Genomic DNA, 23,390 nt, shown 5'->3' with positions numbered 1-23,390 from the left:
CGCGCACCAAGTCCGCCGAATGCCGCAGGGGCAACACATACGCCGGAGAGCCAGATGCCTCACCAACCCCCGCCCCCCACCCCCCGCCTGCTCCCCGCAGCCTGGTTCACCGTGGTCGGCGCCTCTTACCTCCTCACCGCCCTGGCGTTGTGGACGGTGCTCCAGGCCAATCTTGTCGCCGCCCTGCTCTCCGGCCTGCTGCTGTACTCGCTGGTCGACGTCCTGGCCCCACGCCTGAAGCGCCTGAACCAGCGGCACGACGCCCTGGCAGTCGCCATCCTGTCACTCGTGATCCTGGTAGCGCTGTCGCTCGGCATCTGGGCGCTGGTGCGCTTCGTCAGCGGCGAGGGCACGCTGGACGCGCTGCTGGACCACGTCGCGGACATCATCGATCAGTCCCGCGGCCAATTGCCCAACTGGGTCAGCGGCGCACTGCCAAGTACCGTCGAAGAACTGGCCAACACCCTGATCCACTGGCTGCGCGAACACGCGCAGATGGCGCAGAAGCTGGGGGCGGAGGTCCTGCGCACGCTGCTGCATATCATCATCGGCATGATCATCGGCGCGATGGTGGCACTCTACCGCGCAGTGTCGCGCCCCAACCGCCGACCGCTGGCGACGGCGCTGGTGTCGCGGGCCCGTTCGCTGCAGCAGGCTTCTGCGCAGTTCATCTTCGCGCAGATCCAGATCTCGACCATCAATACGATCCTGACGGCGATCTACCTGCTGGTGGTGATGCCCTTGTTCGGCGTGCACCTGCCGCTGTCGAAAACGCTGGTGGTCATTACCTTCGTGGTCGGGCTGCTGCCGGTGCTGGGCAACCTGATTTCGAACACAGCCATCGTGGTGGCATCACTGTCGGTGTCGCTGCCGATTGCGGTGGCGTCGCTGTTCTACCTGGTGGTGATCCACAAGCTCGAGTATTTCCTGAACGCCCGCATCATCGGCGCACGCATCCAGGCGGCCGCCTGGGAGCTGCTGATCGTGATGCTGCTGATGGAGACGCTGTATGGCATTCCGGGCGTGATTGCGGGGCCGATCTTCTATGCCTATTTGAAGCGTGAGCTGTCTAACGCCGGCCTGGTGTGATCCCGGGCTTGATCGCGCACGGATACGCCGACCTACGAGGCCCATGACCTGAGCGGCACCGGGGCCAAGGTCTCGGGCGGACGGTGGAATCGCAAGGGCAATGCCGTGGCATACACGTCGACCAATATCGCGCTGGCATGCCTCGAGACCGTTGTGCATCTGATCGATGACGGTCTCCCGCTCAACCGCTATCTGGTGCGGATCGAGGTGCCGGATGAAGTGTGGGATGGGCGCCTGACGTTCAAGCCGGCCGTAGGCTGGGATGCGGAACCCGCTGGCAAGGTGAGCCTCGACGCCGGGGACGAGTGGCTTGCCCTGGGGAAGAGCGCATTGTTGGTGGTCCCGTCGGTAATCGTCCCGGAAGAAACGAACGTGCTCATCAACCCCGGCCACCCGGACGCCAGGAAGATCAAGGCCACGAAGATTCGGAAGTGGCTGTACGACGCACGGCTTTAGCCGCTCTCCCGCATGTCCATGTGGCTTCGCTTCGTGCGGCGTTTCTGCCGGCTAATCCATCCCCTTATCCGCCCCGCCTCCGCTCTCCACCCACGTCCGTACAAAATCGATATGCGTCTGCATGGCCGTGCGCGCCTCTTCCGGCCGGCGCGCGCAGATGGCGTCGCACACCGTGCGGTGCTGCAGCAGCAGGAGCGCTGAAGTAGCCTCGCCCTCTTCGCGCAGCCCGGTGCCGCTGATGGTGATGTGTTCGCGCAGCATGCTGATGACGCTGGTATGCAGGTGCAGGAACATGGTGTTGTGCGAGGCCTGCGCGATGGCATCGTGCAGGCGGGTGTCGGCCTCCGCCTCGGCCTGCTTGTCGTCAGCCATGCGCGCGCGTTCGAGTTCCGCCATCAGGCCACGGATGCGTTCACGGTCTTCATCGCTGCCGCGCAACGCGGCGAAGTAGGCGGTGGCGCCTTCCAGCACGCGGCGGAATTCCAGGATGTCATCGCGCAGCGCCGGATGGTCGGCCACCAGCTGGCCCCACGGCGAGGCGATGCCCGAGCGCAACTTGTCGGTCACGTAGACGCCGGCGCCGCGCCGGCTTTGCAGCAGCCCGCGCGCTGCCAGGCGCTGGATGGCTTCGCGCACGGTATTGCGCGCCACGTCGTATTGCTCGGCCAGTACGCGCTCGGCAGGCAACCGTGCGCCCGCGGGCCAGGTGCCGTCGAGCAAGGCGGTTTCCATGCGCCGCATGACCGCCTCGACGCGTCCGCGCCCGCCTGCGTGCAATTGCGTCCCTGTTGCCATCTCGTTTTCCCTTCCTGACTTGCCCTGAGCGTCGGCGTTGGCCGATGTGATCCCCACGCAAAGTGGTCCAACCAATTTGTACTGTAGCGCGGAAGCGGGAATTATGCGCCCGAACGTGCGATTCCAGCGCGTGCGGAGCGAGACATGAAGGACAGGCAATACCCCACCACTGCCCCCGCGCAGGTCTACCTGTTTGCGACCTGCCTGGTCGACCTGTTCGTGCCACAGGCCGGCCTTGACGCCGTGCGGCTGCTTGAGCGCGAAGGGCTGACCGTGCACTTTCCGCGCGCGCAGAGCTGCTGCGGACAACCGGCCTACAGCAGCGGCACTCCCGACCAGGCCCGCGACGTGGCACGCGCCCAGCTGGATCTGTTCGGCGAGCCGTGGCCCGTCATCGTCCCGTCCGGCTCCTGCGCCGGCATGATGCGGCACCACTGGCCGCAGCTGTTTGCCGACGACCCCGTCGCCGGCCCCAAGGCCCGCGCGCTGGCCGAGCGTATCTACGAACTCACCGAATTCCTGCTGCACGTGCTCAAGGTCGACTTCAGCCAGGCACTGCCGGGCGGTCACGCGGCAGAGCGCATCGTGCTTCATACCTCGTGCGGCGCCCGTCGAGAAATGGGTACGCGCGCCCATGGCGTGGCGATGGTCGATGCCTTGCCCGGCGTGACGCGCTTGGAACACGAGCGTGAATCCGAATGCTGCGGCTTTGGCGGCACGTTCTCGCTCAAGCATCCGGATATCTCCGGCGCGATGGTGCGCGACAAGGTCGCTTCGGCCTGCGCCACGGGCTGCAACCGGCTGGTATCGGCCGATTGCGGCTGCCTGCTCAATATCGGCCACACGGCCGCGCATGACGGCGCGCCGCTGGAGGTCGAACACCTTGCCAGTTTCCTGTGGCGCCGTACCGGAGGTGCCGCATGACCGCGCTCACCGCACGCGAACGCATGCTGGGCCGGCTGCGCGCCGCCGCGCCGGCAACCCGTGCCACCACCACGGCGGAAATCGATGGCCGCATCGACGCGCACTACGCCGAACGCGCACCCGCTGCAAACGGGCTCGAGGCACGCATTGCGTCGATGCAGGCCGGGCTGGAGGCCTCGCACGCCGAGGTCTGGCGCACCACGGCTTCGGCATGGCCCGCGCTGCTCGCGGAGAAGCTCGCGCATGCCGGCGTGCGGCGCCTGCTGCTGGACCCGTCGCAAGCCGCGGGCGCAGCGCTGAAGCAGGCCTTGCCGACGCACGTCGACGCCATCGGCTATGACCGTCCGATCGAGCAGTGGAAGGCCGAGCTGTTCGATACGGTCGATGCCGGCTTCACGGTCGCGCGCTCCGGCATTGCCGCCACCGGCACGCTGATCCTGGCGCCGGACGCCGGCTCGCCCCGCACGGTGTCGCTGGTGCCGCCGCTGCATGTGGCGCTGGTGCATGCCTCCACGCTGCATGCGGACCTGCACACGGCCGCGCGCGCCGAACGCTGGCGCGATGGCATGCCCACGAACCTGGTGATGGTGTCGGGCCCCTCCAAGACTTCTGATATCCAGCAAACCCTGGCCTACGGCGCGCATGGTCCGCGCCAGCTCTGGGTGGTGATTGTCGATGACAGCAACGCGGGGAGCCAGGCATGAGCGAAAGCACGCTGCACTTCGTCCCGTCCCAGGACTTCAAGGCACGCGCCCGCGAGGCGCTGGACGATCCCAAGCTGCGCCAGAGCTTCCGCGGCGCGATGGATTTCCTGCAGGGCAAGCGCCGGTCGCAGTTCCCGGATGCCGACGAACTGGAACACCTGCGCGATCTTGGCGAGGCGATCCGCCAGCACGCGCTGGCCAACCTGCCCGACCTGCTGGTGCAGCTCGAAGGCAACCTGACCGCCGCCGGCGTGCAGGTGCACTGGGCCGAGACCGCCGACGAGGCCAACGCGATCATCCACCGCATTGCCGCATCGAAGCAGGCACGCCGCGTGATCAAGGGCAAGTCGATGGCCAGCGAGGAAATCGAGCTCAACCATTACCTGGCCGAGCGCGGGGTGGACTGCATCGAGTCGGACATGGGCGAGTACATCGTCCAGCTTGCCGGCGAGAAGCCCTCGCACATCGTCATGCCGGCGATCCACAAGACCAAGGGCGATATCGCCACGCTGTTCGAGCAGCACATCCCCGACACGCCCTATACCGAAGATGTGGACGCGCTGATCCAGACCGGCCGCCGCGCCTTGCGCCAGGCGTTCGTCGAGGCGGATATCGGCCTGTCCGGCGTGAATTTCGCGGCGGCGGATACGGGCACGCTGTGGCTGGTGGAGAACGAAGGCAACGGGCGCCTGTCGACCACGGTGCCGGACGTGCACATCGCCATCATGGGCATGGAGAAGGTGGTGGCGCGGCTTGAACATATCGTGCCGCTGTCGAGCCTGCTGACGCGCTCGGCCACGGGCCAGGCCATCACGACCTACTTCAACCTGATCTCCGGCCCGCGCCGCGAAGGCGAACGCGATGGCCCGCGCGAGGTCCACCTGGTGCTGCTCGACAACGGGCGCACGCAGGCCTATGCCGACGCGCAGTTGCGCGCGACGCTGCAGTGCATCCGCTGCGGCGCGTGCATGAACCATTGCCCGGTCTATACGCGCATCGGTGGCCATGCCTATGGCACGACGTATCCGGGACCGATCGGCAAGATCATCTCGCCGCACCTGCTGGGGCTGGAGGCGACTGCCGACCTGCCCACCGCATCGAGCCTGTGCGGCGCATGTGGCGAGGTCTGCCCGGTGCGCATCCCGATCCCGCAACTGCTGGTGCGCCTGCGCACGGAAGCCAACCGCGACCCGCAGGAGCAGGTCGCTCATCCGCTGCGTGGCCAGGGCGCCAAGTACAGCCGCGGCGAGCACCTGATCTGGCGCTTCTGGAGCGGGGCGTTCTCGCATCCGAAGGCTTACCGCATGTTCCGCTGGGCAGCGACGCGCCTGCGTGCGCTGACACCGGCGAAGCAGATGGGGTGGACGCAGCATCGCACGCCACTGACGCCTGCGGCGCGAAGCTTGTCGGATCTGCTGAAGGAAAAAGGCCAGCCGGAGTAAGAAACCGGCAGGCTCCATCGCTCTCCCGCCTGCCGGAGAGCGATGACACCGTCGCGACAGACGGGTCGGCCAGGGCGCCGAACAACAAACAACACCCGAAACACCACTGAAGTAGGAGACCGAGCATGCAACCCTGGACTCAGATCTACACGCCGCTGGGCAGCCTGTGGCTGTCCGCCCTGGCGGCAGCCATTCCCATTCTGTTTTTCTTCGTAGCCCTGGCGGTCTTCCGCCTGAAGGGCCATGTCGCGGCAGCAGTGACGCTGCTGCTTTCACTGGCCGTGGCGATCTTCGCCTACGGCATGCCGGCGCAGCAGGCGCTGGCGGCAGCGGGATTCGGCTTTGCCTATGGTTTGTGGCCGATTGCATGGATCATCGTGACCGCGGTGTTCCTGTACAAGATCGTGGTCAAGACCGGGCAGTTCGACGTCATCCGCGCTTCGGTGCTGTCGATCACCGATGACCAGCGCCTGCAGATGCTGCTGATCGGCTTCGCGTTCGGCGCGTTCCTGGAAGGCGCGGCCGGCTTCGGCGCCCCCGTGGCCATTACGGCAGCGCTGCTGGTCGGGCTGGGCTTCAATCCGCTCTATGCAGCAGGGCTTTGCCTGATCGCCAACACCGCGCCGGTGGCCTTCGGTGCGATGGGCATTCCCATCATCGTGGCCGGGCAGGTGACGGGCATCGACGCCATGCACATCGGCGCGATGGCTGGCCGCCAGCTTCCGCTGCTGTCGCTGGCGGTGCCGTTCTGGCTGGTGTTCATGATGGATGGCGCCAAGGGCGTGCGCGAAACATGGCCGGCGGCGCTGGTGACGGGTGGCAGCTTTGCCGTGACGCAGTACTTCACGTCGAACCATATCGGGCCTGAGCTGCCGGATATCACCTCGGCGCTGGTCAGCATGGTGTCGCTGGCGGCGTTCCTGAAGGTGTGGAAGCCGCGCACCGCCTCGCAACGCGCGGGCGGCAATGTGGGCGGCGGCACCATGGCGATGTCGGCGTTTGGTGGCGGCGGCTTCAGCAACGGTGTGCAGACCGGTGGCAACCGCAAGTCGCCCTACACCGCTGCGCAGACGATCCGTGCGTGGGCGCCATTCGGCATCCTGACGGCCATCGTCACGGTGTGGAGCCTGCAGCCGTTCAAGGCGCTGTTCGCGGGCAATGGCGCGCTGGCGGGCACGGTGCTGAAGTTCAAGGTGCCGGGGCTGGACCAGCTGGTCATCAAGGCCGCGCCGATCGTTGCATCGCCCAAGCCGTATGAAGCCGTGCTCAAGCTCGACCTGCTGTCGGCCGTCGGCACCGCCATCCTGCTGACCGCGCTGATTTCGGCCGTGCTGCTGCGCATGAAGCCGCGCGACCTGGTGTCGACCTTCGGCGAGACGCTGGTGGAACTGGCGCGCCCGATCCTGTCGATTGGCCTGGTGCTCGCGTTTGCGTTCGTGGCCAACTACTCGGGCATGTCTTCCACGCTGGCGCTGCTGCTGGCGGGTACGGGCGCGGCCTTCCCATTCTTCTCGCCGTTCCTGGGCTGGCTGGGTGTGTTCCTGACGGGCTCGGATACGTCGTCGAACGCGCTGTTCTGCTCGCTGCAGAACACCACGGCGCACCAGATCGGCGTGTCCGACACGCTGCTGGTGGCGGCCAACACCACGGGCGGCGTGACGGCCAAGATGATCTCGCCGCAATCGATCGCGGTGGCCTGCGCGGCGACCGGGCTGGTGGGCAAGGAGTCGGAACTGTTCCGCTTCACCGTCAGGCACAGCCTGCTGTTCGCGGTGATCATCGGCATCATCACCGTGGTCCAGGCCTATGTGCTGCCGGGGATGATCCCGGGCTAAGCCTCTCCGGCCGCGGGCGGGTTTCGTCGTATCCGACGATGCCCGCCGGCAAGGCGGCCTCTTAGCATGATCTGATCCGCCCGCAGACAAGGGCCGGGCTCATCCATCCTCACAGGAGACAGATCATGCCTTTCACTCCCTTCGACCTCACGGGCAAGGTGGCCCTGGTGACCGGCGGTAATGGCGGCATCGGCCTCGGCATGGCCGAGGGCATGGCCCAGGCCGGCGCCGATGTCGCGATCTGGGGCACTAATGCGCAGAAGAATGCCGCCGCCGCCGAGCGGCTGGCGCAGTATGGACGCAAGGTTCATACCGCGATCTGCGATGTCGGCAATGAATCTTCCGTCGCCGCTGCCATGGATGGCACGCTCGCCGCGTTGGGTCGCATCGACGGCTGTTTCGCCAATGCCGGGGTCTCGGCGCGTGGCACGCGCTTCGAAGAAATGGGTACGGAGGATTGGCACCGCGTGCTGCGGGTCAATCTGGATGGGGCGTTTTTTACGCTGCGCGCGGCGGCCCGGCAGTTGCTCTTGCAGGGAGATGGCGGGGTGCTGGTTGGCACCGCCTCGGTTGCGGCCATTGAGGGTGCTGCGCGCAATGAGCATTACGCGGCGACCAAGGGCGGGCTGATTTCCATGATGCGCGGGCTTGCGGTGGAATATGCGCGGCAGGGGATTCGCGCGCACTCCGTGCTGCCGGGGTGGATCAAGACTGAGATGACCAGCAATGCGCAGGCCAATGCGACGTTTCAGGAAATGGTCGGGAAGCGCGTGCCGATGCGGCGATGGGGGGAGGGGTCTGATTTCGCCGGGATTGCGGTGTATCTGATGAGTTCGGCTTCTGCGTATCACACGGGGGATACGTTTGTGATTGATGGGGGGTATACGTTGTTTTGAAGGTTTTGGTGCCTGGCGGGCGCTGCTGTTTCGCCGGCGTAGCCGGCGACCTACTTTCTGTCCGAGCGACAGAAAGTAGGCAAAGAACGCGTCGCCTGGCGGCTGGCCATCAACGATGCGCTTCTATGGCTCGAGCGGCTTTGGTCTCGCGAGGCTTGGCTATTGTTCAGACCTGCTACGCATAGTGAGTCAGAACCTGTGCCTGCGATAACCGGCTTTTGTACGATCCCCATGTAGCGGTGGCCGCCTGCTAACACCGATATCGCATCATCGCCTTCGGCTGCGCTTCGCGCGGCTCGGTAGCGTGGCATCGGTACTGTTTGCGGACCTCAAGACGCAGTGAGCTTGATTCAGGGGTGCCATCTATGCGATCCATGCAGCCGTGGACAGCGCCGGGCCTGTCCGTATTTTTGTGTGCGAGGCGGTTTTGAATTCTGTCAGCTTCGAGCGGCAGTAAATCGCTCGCCATACAGAATAGCAAACTGATTCATGGCGGACTTCCAGTCATAGGTCGTGCGAACGGACTTGGTCAGCACGTTGCGCAGCGCCAGCCACAGCAACTTGATCGCAGCTTCATCCGAAGGGAAGTGGCCCCGGGTCTTGATGATCTTGCGCAACTGCATGTTCAAGCTCTCAATGGCATTCGTGGTGTAGATCACACGCCGGATGTCGGGCGGGAACACGAAGAACGGTATGACGTGCTCCCAGGCGCGTCGCCACGACTGCACGATCATCGGGTACTTGGCTCCCCACGGGCCGTCGGCGAAGTCCTGCAGCGCCTGCCCGGCCTCTTGTTCGCTGGCCGCGCTGTAGATCGGACGCAGCGCCTGTGCCAGCACCTTGCGGTCCTTATAGTTGGCGTATTCCAGGCTGTTGCGGATCAAATGCACAATGCAGGTCTGCACCGTCGTGCGGGGATAGGCCGTGGCAACGGCCTCCGTCAACCCCTTGAGGCCGTCGACCACTGCGATCAGGATGTCCTGGCAGCCTCGGTTCTTGAGTTCATTGAAGACCTTGAGCCAGAACTTGGCGCCTTCGGTCTGCTCGACCCACAGGCCCAGCACGTCGCGCTGGCCATCTGCCTGGATTCCCAATGCCAGATACACGGCCTTATTGCTGACGATGCCGTCACTGCGGATCTTGACCCGCAACGCGTCGAAGAACACGACCGGGTACATGGCCTCAAGCGGACGGTTCTGCCAGGCGATGGTCTCGGCCATGACCTCGTCGGTGACCGAGCTGATGAAGTCCGGGGAGACTTCGGTGCCGTAGCTCTCGGCCAGAAACGCCTGGATCTCGCGCACGCTCATGCCGCGCGCGTACATGGCGATAATGCGCTCATCGAAGCCGGTAAAGCGCCGTTCGTGCTTCGGGATCAGAACCGGATCGAAACTGCCATCGCGGTCGCGTGGCAGTTCGACCCGCACCGGGCCGCGGTCGGTGATCACGGTCTTGCCGCTCAGACCGTTACGCGCATTGGACTGCTCGGCCGGCTTGGGCTCGCCTGGCTTGTAGCCCAAATGCATGCTCATCTCGGCGCTCATCGCCCGCTCGATGATGGCCTTGTTGAACGCCAGCATCAGATCCTGGACCTCGCCGGGCGTCATCGGCCCTTTAACCAACTCATCAAGCAAGCCGTCAGGCAAGGCAGGCAGCGGCCCGCGGGCCGCTGCCTGAGACGCCACCGTACGTTTCTTCTTCATCGGCATATCCATGGTCATTACCTCTCATGATATGCCTCGTACACAAATTTCCGGATAGGTCCACAGCGCCCCCTGTTCACTTCAATCCTCCTTCGGCAGGAACTGGTCTCCTTCCGTCAGCGGGGCAAACCGATACGTCGCCGGCGTCCGGCTCAGCTTCACGGGTGCGCCCAGTCCGCGATAGCCGCCTTCCATCTCCACAACCATCTCGCGATGCATGGTATGCGGATGCTGCAACGCGTCGGGCACCGACAGCACCGGCGCGCACGGCACGCCCGCGGCCACCAGCGTATCGGCCAGGACCTTGCCGTCCAGCTCACGCATCCGCGCTTCCAGCTCCGCCTTCAAGGCAACGCGATTGACCGAGCGCGCGCCAGCCGTGGCATAACGCTCGTCATCCGCCAATGCAGGCACCTGCAAGTACTCGCACAGGATGCGGAACTGCCGGTCATTGCCAACGGCAAGGAAGATCGGATCCGTGCCCGTGGCAACAGTGTCGTACGGATAGATGTTCGGGTGCGCATTCCCGGTACGCACCGGCGTCTTGCCATTCATGAACCAGTTCGCCGCATGCGGATGCAGCAGCGACAGGCCGGAGTCATAGAGCGCCGCTTCAACGAACTGCCCGCGCCCGCTGCGCTCGCGCTCCTGCAGCGCCAGCAGCACGCCGAGCGCGGCGTTCATGCCGGTCACCATATCGACGACAGGCAGCCCGACGCGCAAGGCGGCGCCATCCGCTTCGCCATTGATGCTCATGAGACCAGCCATGGCCTGCACGGCGGCGTCATAGCCAGGCAAACCGCCAAGCGGACCATCCGCGCCGAAACCGGAGACGCGGCAATGCACCAGCCGCGGGAAGCGAGCCGACAACGTGTCATAGCCGAGCCCCCATTTCTCCATGGTGCCGGTCTTGAAATTCTCGACCAGCACGTCCGCGTCTTCGAGCAGCGCGAGCAGCACGCCGCGGTCCGTCTCGGCAGTGAGGTCGAGCTTCATCACGCGCTTGTTGCGGTTCAGCCCGAAGTAGTACGACGCTACGCCGTCCCTGAACGGAGGGCCCCAGGTACGCGTGTCGTCGCCCTGCGGCGGTTCGATCTTCAGCACGTCGGCGCCGTGGTCACCGAGGATCTGGCCGCAGAACGGGCCGCCCAGGATGCGCGACAGGTCGACCACGCGGATGCCGGCCAGCGCGCCCGTCTTGGATTGCGTCATGACATGGCTCCTTGTCAGTCGAGTTGCGCGCCGGACTTCTGCACGACGGTGCGCCACTTGGTGACTTCGGACTTCACGAAACCGCCGAGCTGCTCGGGCGTGGTGGACGGTGCGAACTCCAGGCCCTGCGCCTGCAGGGTCTTGCGCACGTCAGGCTTCTGCAGGGCTTCGGCGAAGGCGTGGTTCAGCTTGGCGATCACCGGTGCGGGCGTGCCGGCCGGCACTACGACGCCGAAGAACACCGATACGTCGAAGCCGGGCACGCCCTGCTCCGCAACCGTCGGCACATCGGGCAATGCCTGCGAACGCGCCTTGGTGGTCACGCCGAGCGCACGCACCTTGCCGCTCTTGATGAACGGCAGCGCGGTCAGCACGTCGGTGAAGGTCATGCTGACCTGTCCGCCGAGCAGGTCATTGAGCGCCGGCCCCGTACCCTTGTATGGCACATGCTGGAAATCGGTCCCCGCGAGGTTGTTGAACAGCACCCCCGCCAGGTGCGACGACGCGCCATTGCCCGACGAGGCGTAGCTCAGCTTGCCCGGATGCGCCTTGCCATAGGCAATCAGCTCGCCGACGTTCTTTGCCGGCACGCTTGGGTTGACCACCAGCACATTCGGCAGCTGGCCGATCTGGATCACGGGCGCGAAGCTCTTGACCGGGTCGTAGTTGATCTTGCGGTAGAGGCTGACGTTGATGGCGAGCGGCGCCGAGGTGCCGAACATCAGCGTGTAGCCATCCGGCTCGGCACGCGCGACGGCTTCGGCGCCGATATTGCCGCCGGCACCGGCGCGGTTCTCGACCACCACGGGCTGGCCCAGGCTGGTCTTGAGGGCCGCGGCCAGCGTGCGCGCCATGGCGTCGGTGGGACCGCCCGGCGGATAGGTCACGACCATCATGATCGGCTTGGAGGGATAGTCCTTCTGCGCGAAGGCGGGGGTGGCGCTGACGCACAGCGTGCAGGCGGCGATCGCCGCGATGCGGTGCCAGAATTGCATGGCTTGTCTCCTGGTATGAGTCGTCTCGCATTGCCCCGGGCGAACGTCGGGCAATGCGGTGGACAGCACCGTTTGGCGGTGCCGTCAGGGGCTAAGGATTTTGGAAGTTCAGGAAAAGGTCAGAACACGTTGACCTGATCCACCGCGCCGGCGGCACGCACCACGCCATCGGCCGGCGGCGCGACGGTTTCGGCCAGCCATTCCGGCTCGGCCTGCGCGGACAGCGGGTCCTGCGGCAGCACGCGGTGACGCAGCACCAGTTGCGCCAGCCGCATGCGGCGTACCGAGCCGATGCGCCCGGCTTCCCAGGCCATCGCCACGGCGGTAGTGACGTGGTACAGGCCCGAGGCCGCCTGGCGGGCCAGCAGGTCGCCGTCGGCGCCGGCTTCGGCCGCGCTCGCGGCAAAGGCAGCGGCGCGCTCGATGGCGGACTCGAAGGTGGCGCGGGCCGTGGCATGCAGCGGCGTGTCGGCCAGCAGGCCTGCCAGGTGCGCACGCAGCGCCGGCAGCGAGCCTTCGCGGCGGATGGCGCGCAGCACGTCCAGCGCGACGATATTGCTGGTGCCTTCCCAGATCGAGCCGAGGTGGGCATCGCGCACCAGGCGCGGGTCGCTCCATTCCTCGATATAGCCGCAGCCGCCGCGGATCTCCATGGCGTCGCCAGTGACCTTGCGCGCGTCACGGCAGGCGCGGAACTTGATCAGCGGCGTCAGGATACGCATGAGCGGGTAAGCGTCCGCTTCGCCGGCATCGGCGCGGCGCAGCGCTTCGGCGGTCTGGAACACCATGGTGCGCGCCTGCTCGGTGGGCAGCGTCAGCTTGAGGAGCTGGCGACGCATCAGCGGCATGTCTTCGAGGCGCTTGCCGAAGGCCTTGCGCTCGCGGGCGATGAACAGGCCCTCGGTCAGCGCGCGGCGCATCAGGCCGGCGGCGCGTACGCCGTTGGACAGGCGCGAGTTGTTGATCATGTCGGCCATCTGCACGAAGCCGCGCCCCGGCTCGCCGACGAGATACGCGCTGGCGCCTTCCAGCCGGATCTCGCCGCTGGCCATCGAGCGCGTGCCGAGCTTGTCCTTGAGCCGGATGATGCGGTAGCGGTTGTCGCTGCCATCGGACAACTTGCGCGGCAGCAGGAACAGCGACACGCCCTTGTGACCGGGCACGGCGTTGCCGGCTTCGTCTTCCACGCGTGCCAGCACCATCGCCAGCGCGGCGTCGGGGTTGGAGCAGAACCACTTGTCGCCGATCAGGCGCCAGCCGCCTTCGGCCTGCGGGTCGCGTACCGCGCGTGTGGCGGTGGCGGCCACATCGGAGCCCGCGCCCTGCTCGGTCATGAACATCGCGCCCTGGAACAGGTCTTCAAAGACCTGCGTGGTCAGGTTGGGCAGGAAGCGCTCGACCAGCGCCGGATCGCCGAACTTGCGCAGCGTGCGCGTGAGCGAGTCGGTCATCGACAGCGGGCAGCACAGGCCAAATTCCGCCTGAACGAGCATATACGTGAGCGCGTACTTAGCCGCCGGCGGCATTGGATTGTCCCAGCCGAACACGCCGGCGCGGTGCGAGACCGCGGCCAGGCCGAACTCGGAGAACGCCACGCGCTCCAGTTCCACGTAGGCGGGATGCTTGTGCACCAGTTGCTGGTCGATGCCGCTGCGGGTGCGGTGGGTCAGCGTGGGCGGGTTCTGGTCGGCGATCATTGCCAACTCGTCCAACACGCCGCCGGCCAGTTCGCCCATGCGCTCCAGGTGCGGCTGCAGGACATTCAGCAGGTCCGCCGGCAGGTAAAGCGGCAGCAGCGCGCGCAGGTCCGGGTCGGCGGTATAGAGGCTGCCGCCCTGGCGATCCGGTACCGGGTGCTCAGCCTGCGATGCAATGGATTGGGCTTGGGGTGCGGTATGACGCACAGGACTGGTCATAGAAGGTCTCCTGGATGGGCCTGATCCGCCGTCCAGCCGCGGACCTGTTTGCGCCATTATTGGACTCCCATGGATTCGCGTCTAATTCTAAAATTGGCTTGATCAATATGTTTTTTGTATCGGCATGGAATTCCGACACCTGCGCTACTTCCTGGTCCTGGCCGAGGAGTTGCACTTCGGCCGCGCGGCCAAACGGCTGTCCATCTCGCAGCCGCCGCTGTCGCTCAATATCCAGCAGCTCGAGGCCTCGGTCGGCGCCAGGTTGTTCGAGCGCGACAGCCGGGGCGTGCGGCTGACGGCGGCCGGGCGGGCCTTTCGCGAATCGGCCACGGCGCTGCTGGCGCAGGCCGAGGCGGCACGCGTGCTGGCGCGCGACATCGAGGCCGGCGCGGTCGGGCGGCTGCGCGTGGGCTTTGTCGGGTCGATGCTGTACCGGGGCTTGCCGCAGCACCTGCACGACTTCCAGGCGAGCTTTCCGGGTATTCAGGTGGCGCTGACCGAACTCAACTCGCAGGAACAGATCGACGCCCTGTTGCATGATGAACTCGACGCCGGCTTCGTCCACACGGGACGCCTGCCAGACGAACTCGGCGCCGTGCTGGTCCATCGCGAGCCCTTTGTCTGCTGCCTGCCGCAGGACCATGCGCTGGCGGCACAGGCCGAAGTGGCGCTGGCCGCCCTGCGCGCCGAGCCGTTCGTGCTGTTCTCGCGCAAGGCGTCGCCGGACTACTACAGCCGGATTTTCGAGATGTGCGCCGCGCGCGGCTTCTATCCGCAGATCCGGCACGAGGTCCGTCACTGGCTGTCGGTGGTGTCACTGGTGTCGCAAGGGATGGGCGTGGCCGTCGTGCCGGCCGCACTGGCAAGATCCGGCATGGCCGGAGCGGCGTTCCGGCCGCTGGCGGACGCGGCGGAGGTGCCGTCCGAGGTCTACTGCGCATGGAAGGCCGCGCCGGACCACCCGGCCCGGGACCATTTCGTGGCGATGGTGCGCGCGGCCACTGCGACGCAGGCGGCGCAGGCCCTGAACTGATTTCGCCCCGCAAAGAAAAAAGCCACCTGCCCAAAGGCTGGTGGCTTGTGAAGTACGCGTGGAACGGGGTGTTCAGCGTAAGAGCAGCTTAACGCCGGGGCCTTGTCTCACCAATAACACAAATGCAGTAATCAACAGGACAAGCATCCCGCATAAGCAAGGCTGTGGCAGGCAAGCGGAAGTACGCACAAGCCCGTCCCACTAGCTGAGCCGGCAAGGCAAAATAGCGGCTTTGCGCGTACTGGCAAATCTACGGAATGTGCCCGCCCCGTCCGCCGGAATGGCATTGCTGCCGTGGAATTGAGATACAATGAAAACGATTTTCATTTACGTACCCTGGCGGGAATGCGCCGTGTGCTCGGCAGCAGTCCGTGCCTTCCGACTGGAAGCATGATGCAGTTGTCTGAACTTCCACGGCGCACGCCCGCCGTAGTGCAATCGGTGGACGATGCCACGCCCGGCGACCCCGTTGCGCGCCGCCTGCGCGAACTCGGCTTCGTTCCTGGCGAACAGGTGCAAGTGATCGCCTTTGGCCCCTTCGGCATGGACCCGCTCGTCGCGCAGGTCGGCTTCACGCGCTTCGCGCTGCGGCGCTCCGAGGCAGCGCGCATCGGCGTCGAAGTCGTCAGCGCCACCGTTACCAGCATTGCGCCGGCCAGCGAGGCCGCCGGCCAGCCTGATACCAAGGCTGCCCAACGCAGCGCCTGAGTTCTCCCTCGACTATGTCTGCAGCTCCCTCTTCTTCCGCCTTGCGTATTGCGCTGGTGGGCAATCCCAACTGCGGCAAGACCGCGCTGTTCAACCGCCTGACGGGCAGTCGTCAGAAGGTGGCGAACTATGCCGGCGTGACGGTGGAACGCAAGGAAGGCTTCTTCGTCTCGCCGGCCGGCCGGCAGGTCCGCATCCTGGACCTGCCGGGCGCGTACAGCCTGCATGCGGCGAGCCTCGACGAGGCCATCACTCGCGACATCTGCATGGGCAAGCGCCCCGGCGAGCCGAAACCCGACTTGCTGGTCTCGGTGGTCGACGCCACCAACCTGCGCCTGCACCTGCGGTTCGTGCTGGAGCTGCGCCGCCTGGGCCTGCCCATGGTGGTGGTGCTCAATATGAGCGATGCGGCTGCGAGACGCGGCATTCATATCGACCGCGACAAGCTCGCGGCCACGCTTGGCGTGCCGGTCGTGCAGACCGTGGCGATCAAGCGCGAAGGCGCCGCGGCGCTGCTCAGCGTGCTCGATGGTGCGCTGCCGCCCGCACCGCCGGCATTGCCGCCAGCCGACGACCTCGACGTGCATGCCGAGGTCAACCGGCTGCTCCAGGCCGCCGTGTCGATGCCCGCGCGTACCGCCGCGCTGGACGACCAGCTCGATCGCATCGTGCTGCATCCGGTGCTGGGGCTGCTGCTGCTGGCCGTACTGCTGTTCCTGATGTTCCAGGCGGTGTTCTCGTGGGCCGCGCCGCTGATGGACGGCATCGAAGCCGGCGTGCACTGGTTCGGCGAGATCGTCGGCACGCACCTGCCGGACGGCATGCTCAAGAGCCTGCTGGTCGACGGCCTGATCGCCGGCCTGGGCAGCGTGGTGGTGTTCCTGCCGCAGATCCTGATCCTGTTCCTGTTCATCCTGACGCTGGAGGAATCGGGCTACCTGCCGCGCGCGGCCTTCCTGCTGGACCGGCTGATGATGGGCGCGGGGCTGTCGGGCCGCTCCTTCATTCCGCTGCTGTCGAGCTTCGCGTGCGCGATCCCGGGGATCATGGCCACGCGTACCATCCAGGATCCGCGCGACCGGCTCACCACGATCCTCGTGGCGCCGCTGATGACCTGCTCGGCGAGGCTGCCGGTCTATGCGCTGCTGATTGGCGCATTCATCCCGCAACGCACGGTAATGGGCCTGTTCAATCTGCAGGGGCTGGTGCTGTTCGCACTCTATGTCGCAGGCATTGTGAGCGCGCTGGCGGTGGCCTACGCGCTCAAGTATTTCCGCCACGATCGCACCGACCATCCGCTGCTGATGGAGCTGCCGTCGTACCGCATTCCCAACCCGCGCGACGTGGCACTGGGGCTGTGGGAACGTGCCCGTATCTTCCTGGCACGCGTCGGCAGGGTGATCCTGGCGCTGACCGTGCTGCTGTGGTTCCTTGCCACGTTCCCGGCTCCGCCGGCAGGCGCGACGGGCCCCGCCATCGACTACAGCTTTGCGGGCATGATCGGCAAGGCGCTGGAGCATGTCTTCGCGCCGGTGGGCTTCAACTGGCAGATCTGCATTGCGCTGGTGCCGGGCCTTGCCGCGCGCGAGGTGGCCGTGGGCGCGCTGGCGACGGTTTACGCACTGTCCGGCAGCGAAGACGCAGTGACGGCGCAGCTTGCCCCGATGATCGCCCAGCAGTGGTCGCTGGCGACGGCGCTGGCGCTGCTGGCCTGGTACGTGTTCGCGCCGCAATGCATTTCCACGCTGGCGGTGATCCGCCGCGAGACCAACTCGTGGAAGGTGATGGCGGCTTCGGCGGCCTACCTGGCCGGCCTGGGATACCTGGCCGCGTTCATTACCTACCGCGTCGCCCTGCTGTTCAGCTGACGCCATGAGCCTCTACCACGCCGTCGAATCCCTGCTGGTCCCGCTGATCGTGCTGGCATGCGCGGTGTCGGTGGCGGCCCGCTACGCGCCGCGCACGCGCGAACGCATCAAGGCCGTGCTGGCCGCGTATCTTGGCGGCGCGTCCGCCACCGGCTGGCGCGCGGGCCTGGTGCGCCGGCTGGCCCCGCAGGCCGCGGCCGGCTGCGCCAGCGGCTGCGATGACGGCGGCTGCAATACGTGCGCCTCCAACACCGCAAGCCCCCAGGGTACGCCGGACAAACCCGCCGAGCAGGTCATCCGGCTGGTGCGCAAGCGCTGATTCGGGCGCTCTGCCGCCTGCTTTCCCACTTCGGATCTCCACGCAGAAACGGGTACGCTCGTACCCTTTGGTCGCGTCCGCGACCGCCCTCTGCACCTCGTGCATGTACCCCCATAGACCCATATTGCGCGCGTCATAAGCGGGCTGGATCCATTGCGCCCCTGCACGCAGAAATGGGTACGCTTGCCACCCTGCGGCGGGCCAAGCCTGCATGTTCTCGCGTTCCGCAGGCACATAGAAGCGCACGTGGCGATGCCAACGAAAAGGCGCCGGGACGGCTGCCTGGCAAGCACGCAGAAACGGGTACGCTTGGCATCCACGCCACTCCCTCCGTTACGCCGGAAGCGCAGAACGCCCTCCTGCGGAGGGCGTTCCGGGCCGCGGGACGACAAGCCCGCGTTCTCGCTACTTGACGGTACCGACCAGCTTCGCAGTCATCAGCTTGCCGTCCGAGACCTTGGTGCAACTGACGGTCAGCGTGAAGTCGCCGGTGGCCGTCGGTGACACGACCTTCTGGTTGTCAGCGGTGCCGGGCGACAACGTGACCGGTCCGGCGGGGATCCAGGTCCAGCCGGCGCAGGCGCTCGAAGGCTGGTCGTCGCCGAAGTGCTTGAGGCCGACGGTGACCGGGATGGGCGTGGGGATCATCATCAGCAGCGTAAGCGGCTGCTGGACATCAGGCATCAGCGCCCATTCGGGGTTCTCCACCACGCTCAGGCTGGCCGTGGGCCTTGCCGCCAACCTGGTGCTGACCGCCGTCACCGTGAGCGTGCCCTGCACCGGACCGACACCCTTGGCGAGGCTGGTGCTGACCGTCACGTCATGCGTACCCGCGTCTTGCGCAGCCGACAGGCTCGACGACGTCGGCACGTATGTCCAGGTACCGTCGAAGTCCGCGGTCACGTCCTGGTCGTCGTTGCGCAGCACGCGCGCGCTGAACCTGGCCGGATAGGTGCTGAGCACTTGCAGCGCATTGACCGGCTCGCCGTACTGCGAGGTGACCACCCGGTACGTCGCGGTGCCATTCTTCTGCACGGTGACGAAGATCACGCCGCCGAGCAGACGGCCATCCGGGGCCGTCACCGACACCGACACGCTGGCCGTGGCGGCCGCAGTCGTGGAGCTGTTGCTGGCCTTGAGCGTCGCGCTGTTCAGGTTCGGCGTGACCTGTACCGCGGTGCCGCTGCTGGACCAGGTCCAGCCGCTGCCGCTTGCCGATGCGTCGTTGCCGTTGTTGTCGACCAGCGCTACCTTGACCGGCAGCGTCTGGCCGTCGGTCATCGATAACGAGGTGTTCGGGACCGACAGGCTATAGGTCGTGGCCGAGGCCGGGACCACGGTAATGGTCGCGGACTGCACCGGCAGTTGCACCGTGGAATTGTCCGCGGCCCTGACCGTGGCCACCACCTGCACGCTGGTCGTACCGGGATTGACGCCGGTGACCACAGCGTTGCCGACCGTAGCCGTGCTGCCCACGACGGAGGCCACGGCGGTATCGACTGAAGTCCAGGCGAAGCTGGTCGAGGCTGTCACGTCGTTGCCATTGCTGTCGACGGCCACCGCGCTGACGGTCACCGTACGGCCAACGCCAACCTCGGCCGAGGTAATGTTCAGTTTTGCCGCGTAGTTGACGGCAGGCGCCGCCGCTGGCGTCGCACCGCCCGAGCCCCCTCCGCCCCCTCCCCCGCACGCCGCTACGAGGAATGCCGCCGCCGCGCATACGAGCCCGCTAAGCCAGGTTCCAGACTTCATGATGATTCCTTCATTGTCATGTGCTGTTTTTCCCGAGCTACCAGCCTATGCGCAACGGCGACGGCGCTGTACCGGCCAGACGATTGAGCGCCGCCGTACATATATGGCGAACCTTCATCCTTTGGCCTAGAGCTGCGCCCGCAGGGGACGCGTTCTGCGCGATTGAGGGTCACAGGGAGCGACAACCATCCCGTTCCTTCGGCTCAGAGGACATTCCCGGAGCCATGGCTGGCAACGGTGTCGATCAGGACAATGGGCTTGGTGAGGAACGAGGTGCATCGCCACCGGGCTCGATGGGGGCGCAGCACGAGACCGGAAAAAAAAGTTCTTCGCCGGATTGTGGGGAATGGGTAATGATGGGGTTGTCGTGCTTGGCAGGCGCTGCTGTTTCGCCGGCGTAGCCGGCGACCTACTTTTGCCCGAGCGGCAAGAGTAGGCAAAATCGCGTCTTCGTGGTCGACGAACGGCCTGAGGTGGTGAAGACGGTACAGGGCATAGCCAGACTGCCTGCCGCGTAGATGATCAGGATAGACGCGTCAGATGAGCGAACCCGGATTACTTGGTGGCCCCTCCTAACCGCGCCATCGGTGGGACGCCTACGGCTGCGCTGCGCGCGGCTCAGTGAGAAAACCGAAGAACCGAAAACCGAAACGGCGAAGGGAAGAAGCGCCGCGCCAGCGACGTTGATGCCGGTGGCCGACCGACTAGGACATGCGCGCAGCGCAGCCGTAGGCGTCCCACGCTGACGCTATTGGAACGCTGTACCCGAGCCCTACATGGGGATCGTACAAGAGCCGGTTATCGCAGGCACTGGTTCTGAATCACTATGCGTAGCAGGTCCGAACGGGCAACCAAGCTTCGCGAGACCAAAGCCGCTTGAAAACAAGGAGCGCATCGTTGATGGCCAGCCGCCAGGCGACGCGCTTTTCTGCTTACCCTTTTGTCGCTAAAGAGTAAGTCGCCGGCTACGCCGGCGAAACAGCGGCGCCCGCCAAGCACGTCAAACTCCAACTCTTCTCTATTCCCGCAATCCGGCGAAGGACGAAAGAAAACCGGTGTGTCCCGCCCCCACGGGACACACCCGGAAAGACGCCCTTGCGGACGCCCACGACATGCCTGGAACCAGCCGCGACCGCGGCATGACGCAAAGGTTAAGGCGAGCCCTGCAGCCGCGCCACGAATAAATCCGCATGTATTTAGAAGGCGCATCGTGGGCAGCCAGGGCCAGCCCGCACTGCGCATGCCGCGCTGTGGCGCCATTGCGACGACCCTACTGCCGATAGGGTCTGGCTTGTCTTCGGTCAATGTCCTGCCGGGGCCGCTCGGCCAAACTGGCTGCGATTTCTTACCAGACCAAAGCAATAGACCATGAACAAGATCTCTCTCCGGACCCGGGTCGCCAGCACCGCTATCGCCGCGCTTGCCATGTTCGGCGCCGTTTCCACGCCCGCCATCGCCGCCGATGGCGAGACCCAGGGCAACTGGATGGTGCGCCTGCGCGCCACCTACCTCGACATGGCCGACAAGTCGGATGCCATTCCCGCGCTGGGCGTACCGTCGGACGCGATCACGGTCAACAACAAGTGGATCCCCGAACTCGACGTCACCTACTTCTTCACGCGCAATATCGCCGCGGAACTGGTGCTCACCGTGCCGCAGAAGCAGGACGTCTACCTCAATGGCAACAAGATCGGCACCTTCAAGCACCTGCCGCCGACGCTGCTGGTGCAGTACCACTTCCTGCCGGAAGGCACCTTCCGGCCATACGTGGGCGCGGGCCTGAACTTCACGCGCATCTGGGGCGCCGACATTGCCGGCAATACGCTGCAGCTCGACAACTGGAGCGTGGCACCCGCCCTGCAGATCGGCATGGACTACAAGCTGACCAAGAACTGGTTCCTGAACGCCGACGTCAAGAAGGTCTGGCTGGCCAGCAACGTGAAGGCCGGCGGCGTCAATGTCTCCAAGGTCAACCTGGACCCATGGCTGTTCAGCATGGGCGTGGGCTACCGGTTCTGAGCGGGCCCTGCCCCAACGAAAAAGGCCAGCGCATCGGGCGCTGGCCTTTTTCGTTTATCGCTGCGATGTCCGCCGGACAGGGCCGGCCAGTCATTCAACGGAATGCCGGCTCGTCGAAGCTCCGCAGCTTGCGCGAATGCAATTGCTCGACGCCGTTCTCGCGCAGGATGCGAACCGCCTCCAGCCCGATGGTCATATGCTGGCTGACTCGCTGGCGATAGAACGCATTGGCCATGCCGCGCAGCTTCAGCTCGCCGTGCAGGGGCTTGTCCGAGACGCACAGCAAGGTGCCATAGGGCACGCGCAGGCGGAAGCCGTTGGCTGCCACGGTCGCGCTTTCCATGTCGATGGCAATCGCGCGCGACTGGTTGAAGCGCGCATATAGCGCCTTGGACTTCAGCTCCCAGTTGCGATCATCGGTCGACACCACCGTGCCCGTGCGCATGCGCGTCTTCATCTCGCCGCCGGACAGGCCGGTCACGCGCGCCACCGCCTCCTGCAGCGCCACCTGGATCTCCGCGATCGGCGGCACCGGCACCCACGGCGGCAAGTCGTGGTCCAGCACGTGGTCGTCACGCACATAGGCGTGGGCGAGCACATAGTCGCCAAGCTGCTGCGAGCGCCGCAGGCCGCCGCAATGGCCCACCATCATCCAGCAGTGCGGACGCAGCACGGCCAGGTGGTCGGTCATGGTCTTGGCATTGGACGGGCCCACGCCGATGTTGACCAGCGTCACGCCCAGCTTGTCGTCCCGCACCAGATGATAGGCCGGCATCTGCGGCAATGCGCGCGGGCGGGCGGCGTCGTCGGGCTCGGCGGCGCCAAGCTCCTGCACCACGTCGCCAGGTTCGACGAAGCGCGCATAGCCGCCGCCGTCGCTGCTGGCCATCAGCGAGCGGCCGAGCGCGATGAATTCGTCCACGTAGCGCTGGTAGTTGGTGAACAGCACAAAGCGCTGGAAATGCTGTGGCGCGGTGCCGGTGTAGTGGTACAGGCGCTGCAAGGCCAGGTCCACGCGCTCGGCCGGGAACAGCGACAGCGGCCACGCTTCGCCCGGCACCGGCTCGAACGTGCCGTTGGCAATGGAATCGTCGATGCGGCTCAGTTCCGGCAGCACGAAGGACACTTCGAGTTCGCGCGCCTGGGTGTAGCTGATGTCGGTCGTGGAAGCCTCGATCACGAACGGCAACGGGATCGGCCGCCGGCTCAGGCCCACCACCACGGGCACGCGGTGGTAGCGCATCAGCCGCTCGATCTGGTCGCGATAGTAATCGGCAAGCAGGTCCGGGCGCGTCACCGTGGTGCCATAGACACCCGGATAGGCCACCGTGCCCCATGACGGCCGGCTGTCGGTCACCATGGTCTCGATATTCACGGAGATGCCCAGGTACGGGTAGCACGCGTGGGCCGCCGACGGCAGCGGCTTGCCGCTGGCGAACGCGTCGAAGCGCGCGCGCACGGCGGCGACCGAAGCGTTGTAGATCTCGCGAATCCGTGCCAGCGCCGCATCGGCGTCGGAAAATTCGGCCAACTGATCGGCCGGGTGGGCAGAGGAGAAGATCGGGGCGTTCATGGAAGCCATGATACCGCGCTGCAGCGCCGGCGGCGTGGCCAGCGCGTAAGTGCGCCGGCAAATTGACGTGTCTGTCCCCGCTCGCTACACTCCGCCAATTGCGCGGCCGGGTTTCCCGTGCCGTACTCGACTCGCGGCATCCCTGGCAGGG

General features: G+C 66.0%; 19 protein-coding genes. 12 read left to right on the top strand and 7 right to left on the bottom strand.

The features are described from left to right. Positions 1-54: 54 nt before the first annotated feature. Together CupriaWKF_RS21075 and CupriaWKF_RS21070 are read left to right on the top strand one after the other, a co-directional pair. Positions 55-1,089: a hypothetical protein gene (locus tag CupriaWKF_RS21075; RefSeq protein ID WP_276102698.1), complete on the top strand. Its 1,035-nt coding sequence runs from the start codon at positions 55-57 to the stop codon at positions 1,087-1,089. A gap of 48 nt (positions 1,090-1,137) precedes the next feature. Continuing rightward, positions 1,138-1,545 (top strand): RES family NAD+ phosphorylase, encoded by a 408-nt coding sequence (locus CupriaWKF_RS21070; protein WP_276103350.1) that lies wholly within the window; start codon positions 1,138-1,140, stop codon positions 1,543-1,545. Between the two features lie 51 nt (positions 1,546-1,596). On the opposite strand, the gene CupriaWKF_RS21065 is transcribed toward CupriaWKF_RS21070, so the two are convergent. Then, the gene (locus CupriaWKF_RS21065; RefSeq protein ID WP_276102697.1) at positions 1,597-2,340 is read right to left on the bottom strand and encodes an FCD domain-containing protein; all 744 of its coding nucleotides are present in this window, start codon (positions 2,338-2,340) and stop codon (positions 1,597-1,599) included. A 144-nt stretch (positions 2,341-2,484) separates the two neighbouring features. Here CupriaWKF_RS21065 and CupriaWKF_RS21060 point away from each other — a divergent pair, with 144 nt between their 5' ends. From CupriaWKF_RS21060 to CupriaWKF_RS21040, 5 genes are all read left to right on the top strand, one after another. Further along, entirely contained in the window at positions 2,485-3,264 is a 780-nt protein-coding gene (locus tag CupriaWKF_RS21060) for a (Fe-S)-binding protein (RefSeq protein ID WP_276102696.1), read from the top strand. Next, positions 3,261-3,968 (top strand): lactate utilization protein C, encoded by a 708-nt coding sequence (locus CupriaWKF_RS21055; protein WP_276102695.1) that lies wholly within the window; start codon positions 3,261-3,263, stop codon positions 3,966-3,968. The genes CupriaWKF_RS21060 and CupriaWKF_RS21055 overlap by 4 nt, the downstream gene beginning before the upstream one ends. Continuing rightward, a complete protein-coding gene (locus tag CupriaWKF_RS21050) occupies positions 3,965-5,410 on the top strand; it encodes a LutB/LldF family L-lactate oxidation iron-sulfur protein (protein ID WP_276102694.1) in 1,446 nt (481 codons plus the stop codon). The genes CupriaWKF_RS21055 and CupriaWKF_RS21050 overlap by 4 nt, the downstream gene beginning before the upstream one ends. Before the next feature lie 125 nt (positions 5,411-5,535). Further along, complete coding sequence (locus CupriaWKF_RS21045) at positions 5,536-7,245, top strand: lactate permease LctP family transporter (RefSeq protein WP_276102693.1); 1,710 nt, start codon at positions 5,536-5,538, stop codon at positions 7,243-7,245. A gap of 125 nt (positions 7,246-7,370) precedes the next feature. Beyond that, positions 7,371-8,141 carry an SDR family oxidoreductase gene (locus CupriaWKF_RS21040; RefSeq protein ID WP_276102692.1) on the top strand — a complete coding sequence of 257 codons (771 nt, stop codon included), beginning with the start codon at positions 7,371-7,373 and terminating at the stop codon, positions 8,139-8,141. Positions 8,142-8,578: 437 nt separating this feature from the next. On the opposite strand, the gene CupriaWKF_RS21035 is transcribed toward CupriaWKF_RS21040, so the two are convergent. From CupriaWKF_RS21035 to CupriaWKF_RS21020, 4 genes are all read right to left on the bottom strand, one after another. Further along, complete coding sequence (locus CupriaWKF_RS21035) at positions 8,579-9,844, bottom strand: IS256 family transposase (protein ID WP_276097757.1); 1,266 nt, start codon at positions 9,842-9,844, stop codon at positions 8,579-8,581. 81 nt (positions 9,845-9,925) lie between these two features. Then, the gene (locus tag CupriaWKF_RS21030) at positions 9,926-11,056 is read right to left on the bottom strand and encodes a CoA transferase (RefSeq protein WP_276102691.1); all 1,131 of its coding nucleotides are present in this window, start codon (positions 11,054-11,056) and stop codon (positions 9,926-9,928) included. Between the two features lie 14 nt (positions 11,057-11,070). After that, the gene (locus tag CupriaWKF_RS21025; RefSeq protein ID WP_276102690.1) at positions 11,071-12,051 is read right to left on the bottom strand and encodes a tripartite tricarboxylate transporter substrate binding protein; all 981 of its coding nucleotides are present in this window, start codon (positions 12,049-12,051) and stop codon (positions 11,071-11,073) included. A gap of 119 nt (positions 12,052-12,170) precedes the next feature. After that, the gene (locus tag CupriaWKF_RS21020) at positions 12,171-13,967 is read right to left on the bottom strand and encodes an acyl-CoA dehydrogenase family protein (RefSeq protein ID WP_276102689.1); all 1,797 of its coding nucleotides are present in this window, start codon (positions 13,965-13,967) and stop codon (positions 12,171-12,173) included. Positions 13,968-14,091: 124 nt separating this feature from the next. On the opposite strand from CupriaWKF_RS21020, the gene CupriaWKF_RS21015 reads away from it, so the two are divergent. The 4 genes from CupriaWKF_RS21015 (at position 14,092) to CupriaWKF_RS21000 (ending at position 17,895) form a co-directional block, all read left to right on the top strand. Further along, the gene (locus CupriaWKF_RS21015) at positions 14,092-15,000 is read left to right on the top strand and encodes a LysR substrate-binding domain-containing protein (RefSeq protein ID WP_276102688.1); all 909 of its coding nucleotides are present in this window, start codon (positions 14,092-14,094) and stop codon (positions 14,998-15,000) included. 393 nt (positions 15,001-15,393) lie between these two features. Beyond that, the gene (locus CupriaWKF_RS21010; RefSeq protein WP_276103348.1) at positions 15,394-15,708 is read left to right on the top strand and encodes a ferrous iron transport protein A; all 315 of its coding nucleotides are present in this window, start codon (positions 15,394-15,396) and stop codon (positions 15,706-15,708) included. A 14-nt stretch (positions 15,709-15,722) separates the two neighbouring features. Beyond that, entirely contained in the window at positions 15,723-17,576 is a 1,854-nt protein-coding gene (gene feoB / locus CupriaWKF_RS21005) for a ferrous iron transport protein B (protein ID WP_276102687.1), read from the top strand. A 4-nt stretch (positions 17,577-17,580) separates the two neighbouring features. Further along, positions 17,581-17,895, top strand: coding sequence for a DUF6587 family protein (locus CupriaWKF_RS21000; RefSeq protein WP_276102686.1), 315 nt, complete (start codon positions 17,581-17,583; stop codon positions 17,893-17,895). 405 nt (positions 17,896-18,300) lie between these two features. Here the strand turns inward: CupriaWKF_RS21000 and CupriaWKF_RS20995 are convergent, their stop codons facing one another. Next, positions 18,301-19,647: a hypothetical protein gene (locus CupriaWKF_RS20995; RefSeq protein WP_276102685.1), complete on the bottom strand. Its 1,347-nt coding sequence runs from the start codon at positions 19,645-19,647 to the stop codon at positions 18,301-18,303. Between the two features lie 1,368 nt (positions 19,648-21,015). On the opposite strand from CupriaWKF_RS20995, the gene CupriaWKF_RS20990 reads away from it, so the two are divergent. Beyond that, entirely contained in the window at positions 21,016-21,666 is a 651-nt protein-coding gene (locus CupriaWKF_RS20990) for an OmpW family outer membrane protein (protein ID WP_276102684.1), read from the top strand. Between the two features lie 94 nt (positions 21,667-21,760). Here CupriaWKF_RS20990 and CupriaWKF_RS20985 read toward each other — a convergent pair whose 3' ends face one another. After that, complete coding sequence (locus CupriaWKF_RS20985; RefSeq protein WP_276102683.1) at positions 21,761-23,248, bottom strand: AMP nucleosidase; 1,488 nt, start codon at positions 23,246-23,248, stop codon at positions 21,761-21,763. Positions 23,249-23,390: the final 142 nt, after the last annotated feature.

The sequence above is a fragment of the Cupriavidus sp. WKF15 genome (genome assembly GCF_029278605.1).
Taxonomy (GTDB): domain Bacteria; phylum Pseudomonadota; class Gammaproteobacteria; order Burkholderiales; family Burkholderiaceae; genus Cupriavidus.
This window is presented reverse-complemented; position numbering and strand designations above follow the sequence as displayed.

Coding starts and splice junctions, on each gene's coding strand:
- CupriaWKF_RS20995 (WP_276102685.1), bottom strand. CDS start 19,647: ATGAAGTCTGGAACCTGGCTTAGCGGGCTCGTATGCGCGGCGGCGGCA.
- feoB (WP_276102687.1), top strand. CDS start 15,723: ATGTCTGCAGCTCCCTCTTCTTCCGCCTTGCGTATTGCGCTGGTGGGC.
- CupriaWKF_RS21000 (WP_276102686.1), top strand. CDS start 17,581: ATGAGCCTCTACCACGCCGTCGAATCCCTGCTGGTCCCGCTGATCGTG.
- CupriaWKF_RS21010 (WP_276103348.1), top strand. CDS start 15,394: ATGCAGTTGTCTGAACTTCCACGGCGCACGCCCGCCGTAGTGCAATCG.
- CupriaWKF_RS21035 (WP_276097757.1), bottom strand. CDS start 9,844: ATGAAGAAGAAACGTACGGTGGCGTCTCAGGCAGCGGCCCGCGGGCCG.
- CupriaWKF_RS21075 (WP_276102698.1), top strand. CDS start 55: ATGCCTCACCAACCCCCGCCCCCCACCCCCCGCCTGCTCCCCGCAGCC.
- CupriaWKF_RS21050 (WP_276102694.1), top strand. CDS start 3,965: ATGAGCGAAAGCACGCTGCACTTCGTCCCGTCCCAGGACTTCAAGGCA.
- CupriaWKF_RS21060 (WP_276102696.1), top strand. CDS start 2,485: ATGAAGGACAGGCAATACCCCACCACTGCCCCCGCGCAGGTCTACCTG.
- CupriaWKF_RS21015 (WP_276102688.1), top strand. CDS start 14,092: ATGGAATTCCGACACCTGCGCTACTTCCTGGTCCTGGCCGAGGAGTTG.
- CupriaWKF_RS21045 (WP_276102693.1), top strand. CDS start 5,536: ATGCAACCCTGGACTCAGATCTACACGCCGCTGGGCAGCCTGTGGCTG.
- CupriaWKF_RS21040 (WP_276102692.1), top strand. CDS start 7,371: ATGCCTTTCACTCCCTTCGACCTCACGGGCAAGGTGGCCCTGGTGACC.
- CupriaWKF_RS20985 (WP_276102683.1), bottom strand. CDS start 23,248: ATGGCTTCCATGAACGCCCCGATCTTCTCCTCTGCCCACCCGGCCGAT.
- CupriaWKF_RS21020 (WP_276102689.1), bottom strand. CDS start 13,967: ATGACCAGTCCTGTGCGTCATACCGCACCCCAAGCCCAATCCATTGCA.
- CupriaWKF_RS21055 (WP_276102695.1), top strand. CDS start 3,261: ATGACCGCGCTCACCGCACGCGAACGCATGCTGGGCCGGCTGCGCGCC.
- CupriaWKF_RS21025 (WP_276102690.1), bottom strand. CDS start 12,051: ATGCAATTCTGGCACCGCATCGCGGCGATCGCCGCCTGCACGCTGTGC.
- CupriaWKF_RS21065 (WP_276102697.1), bottom strand. CDS start 2,340: ATGGCAACAGGGACGCAATTGCACGCAGGCGGGCGCGGACGCGTCGAG.
- CupriaWKF_RS20990 (WP_276102684.1), top strand. CDS start 21,016: ATGAACAAGATCTCTCTCCGGACCCGGGTCGCCAGCACCGCTATCGCC.
- CupriaWKF_RS21030 (WP_276102691.1), bottom strand. CDS start 11,056: ATGACGCAATCCAAGACGGGCGCGCTGGCCGGCATCCGCGTGGTCGAC.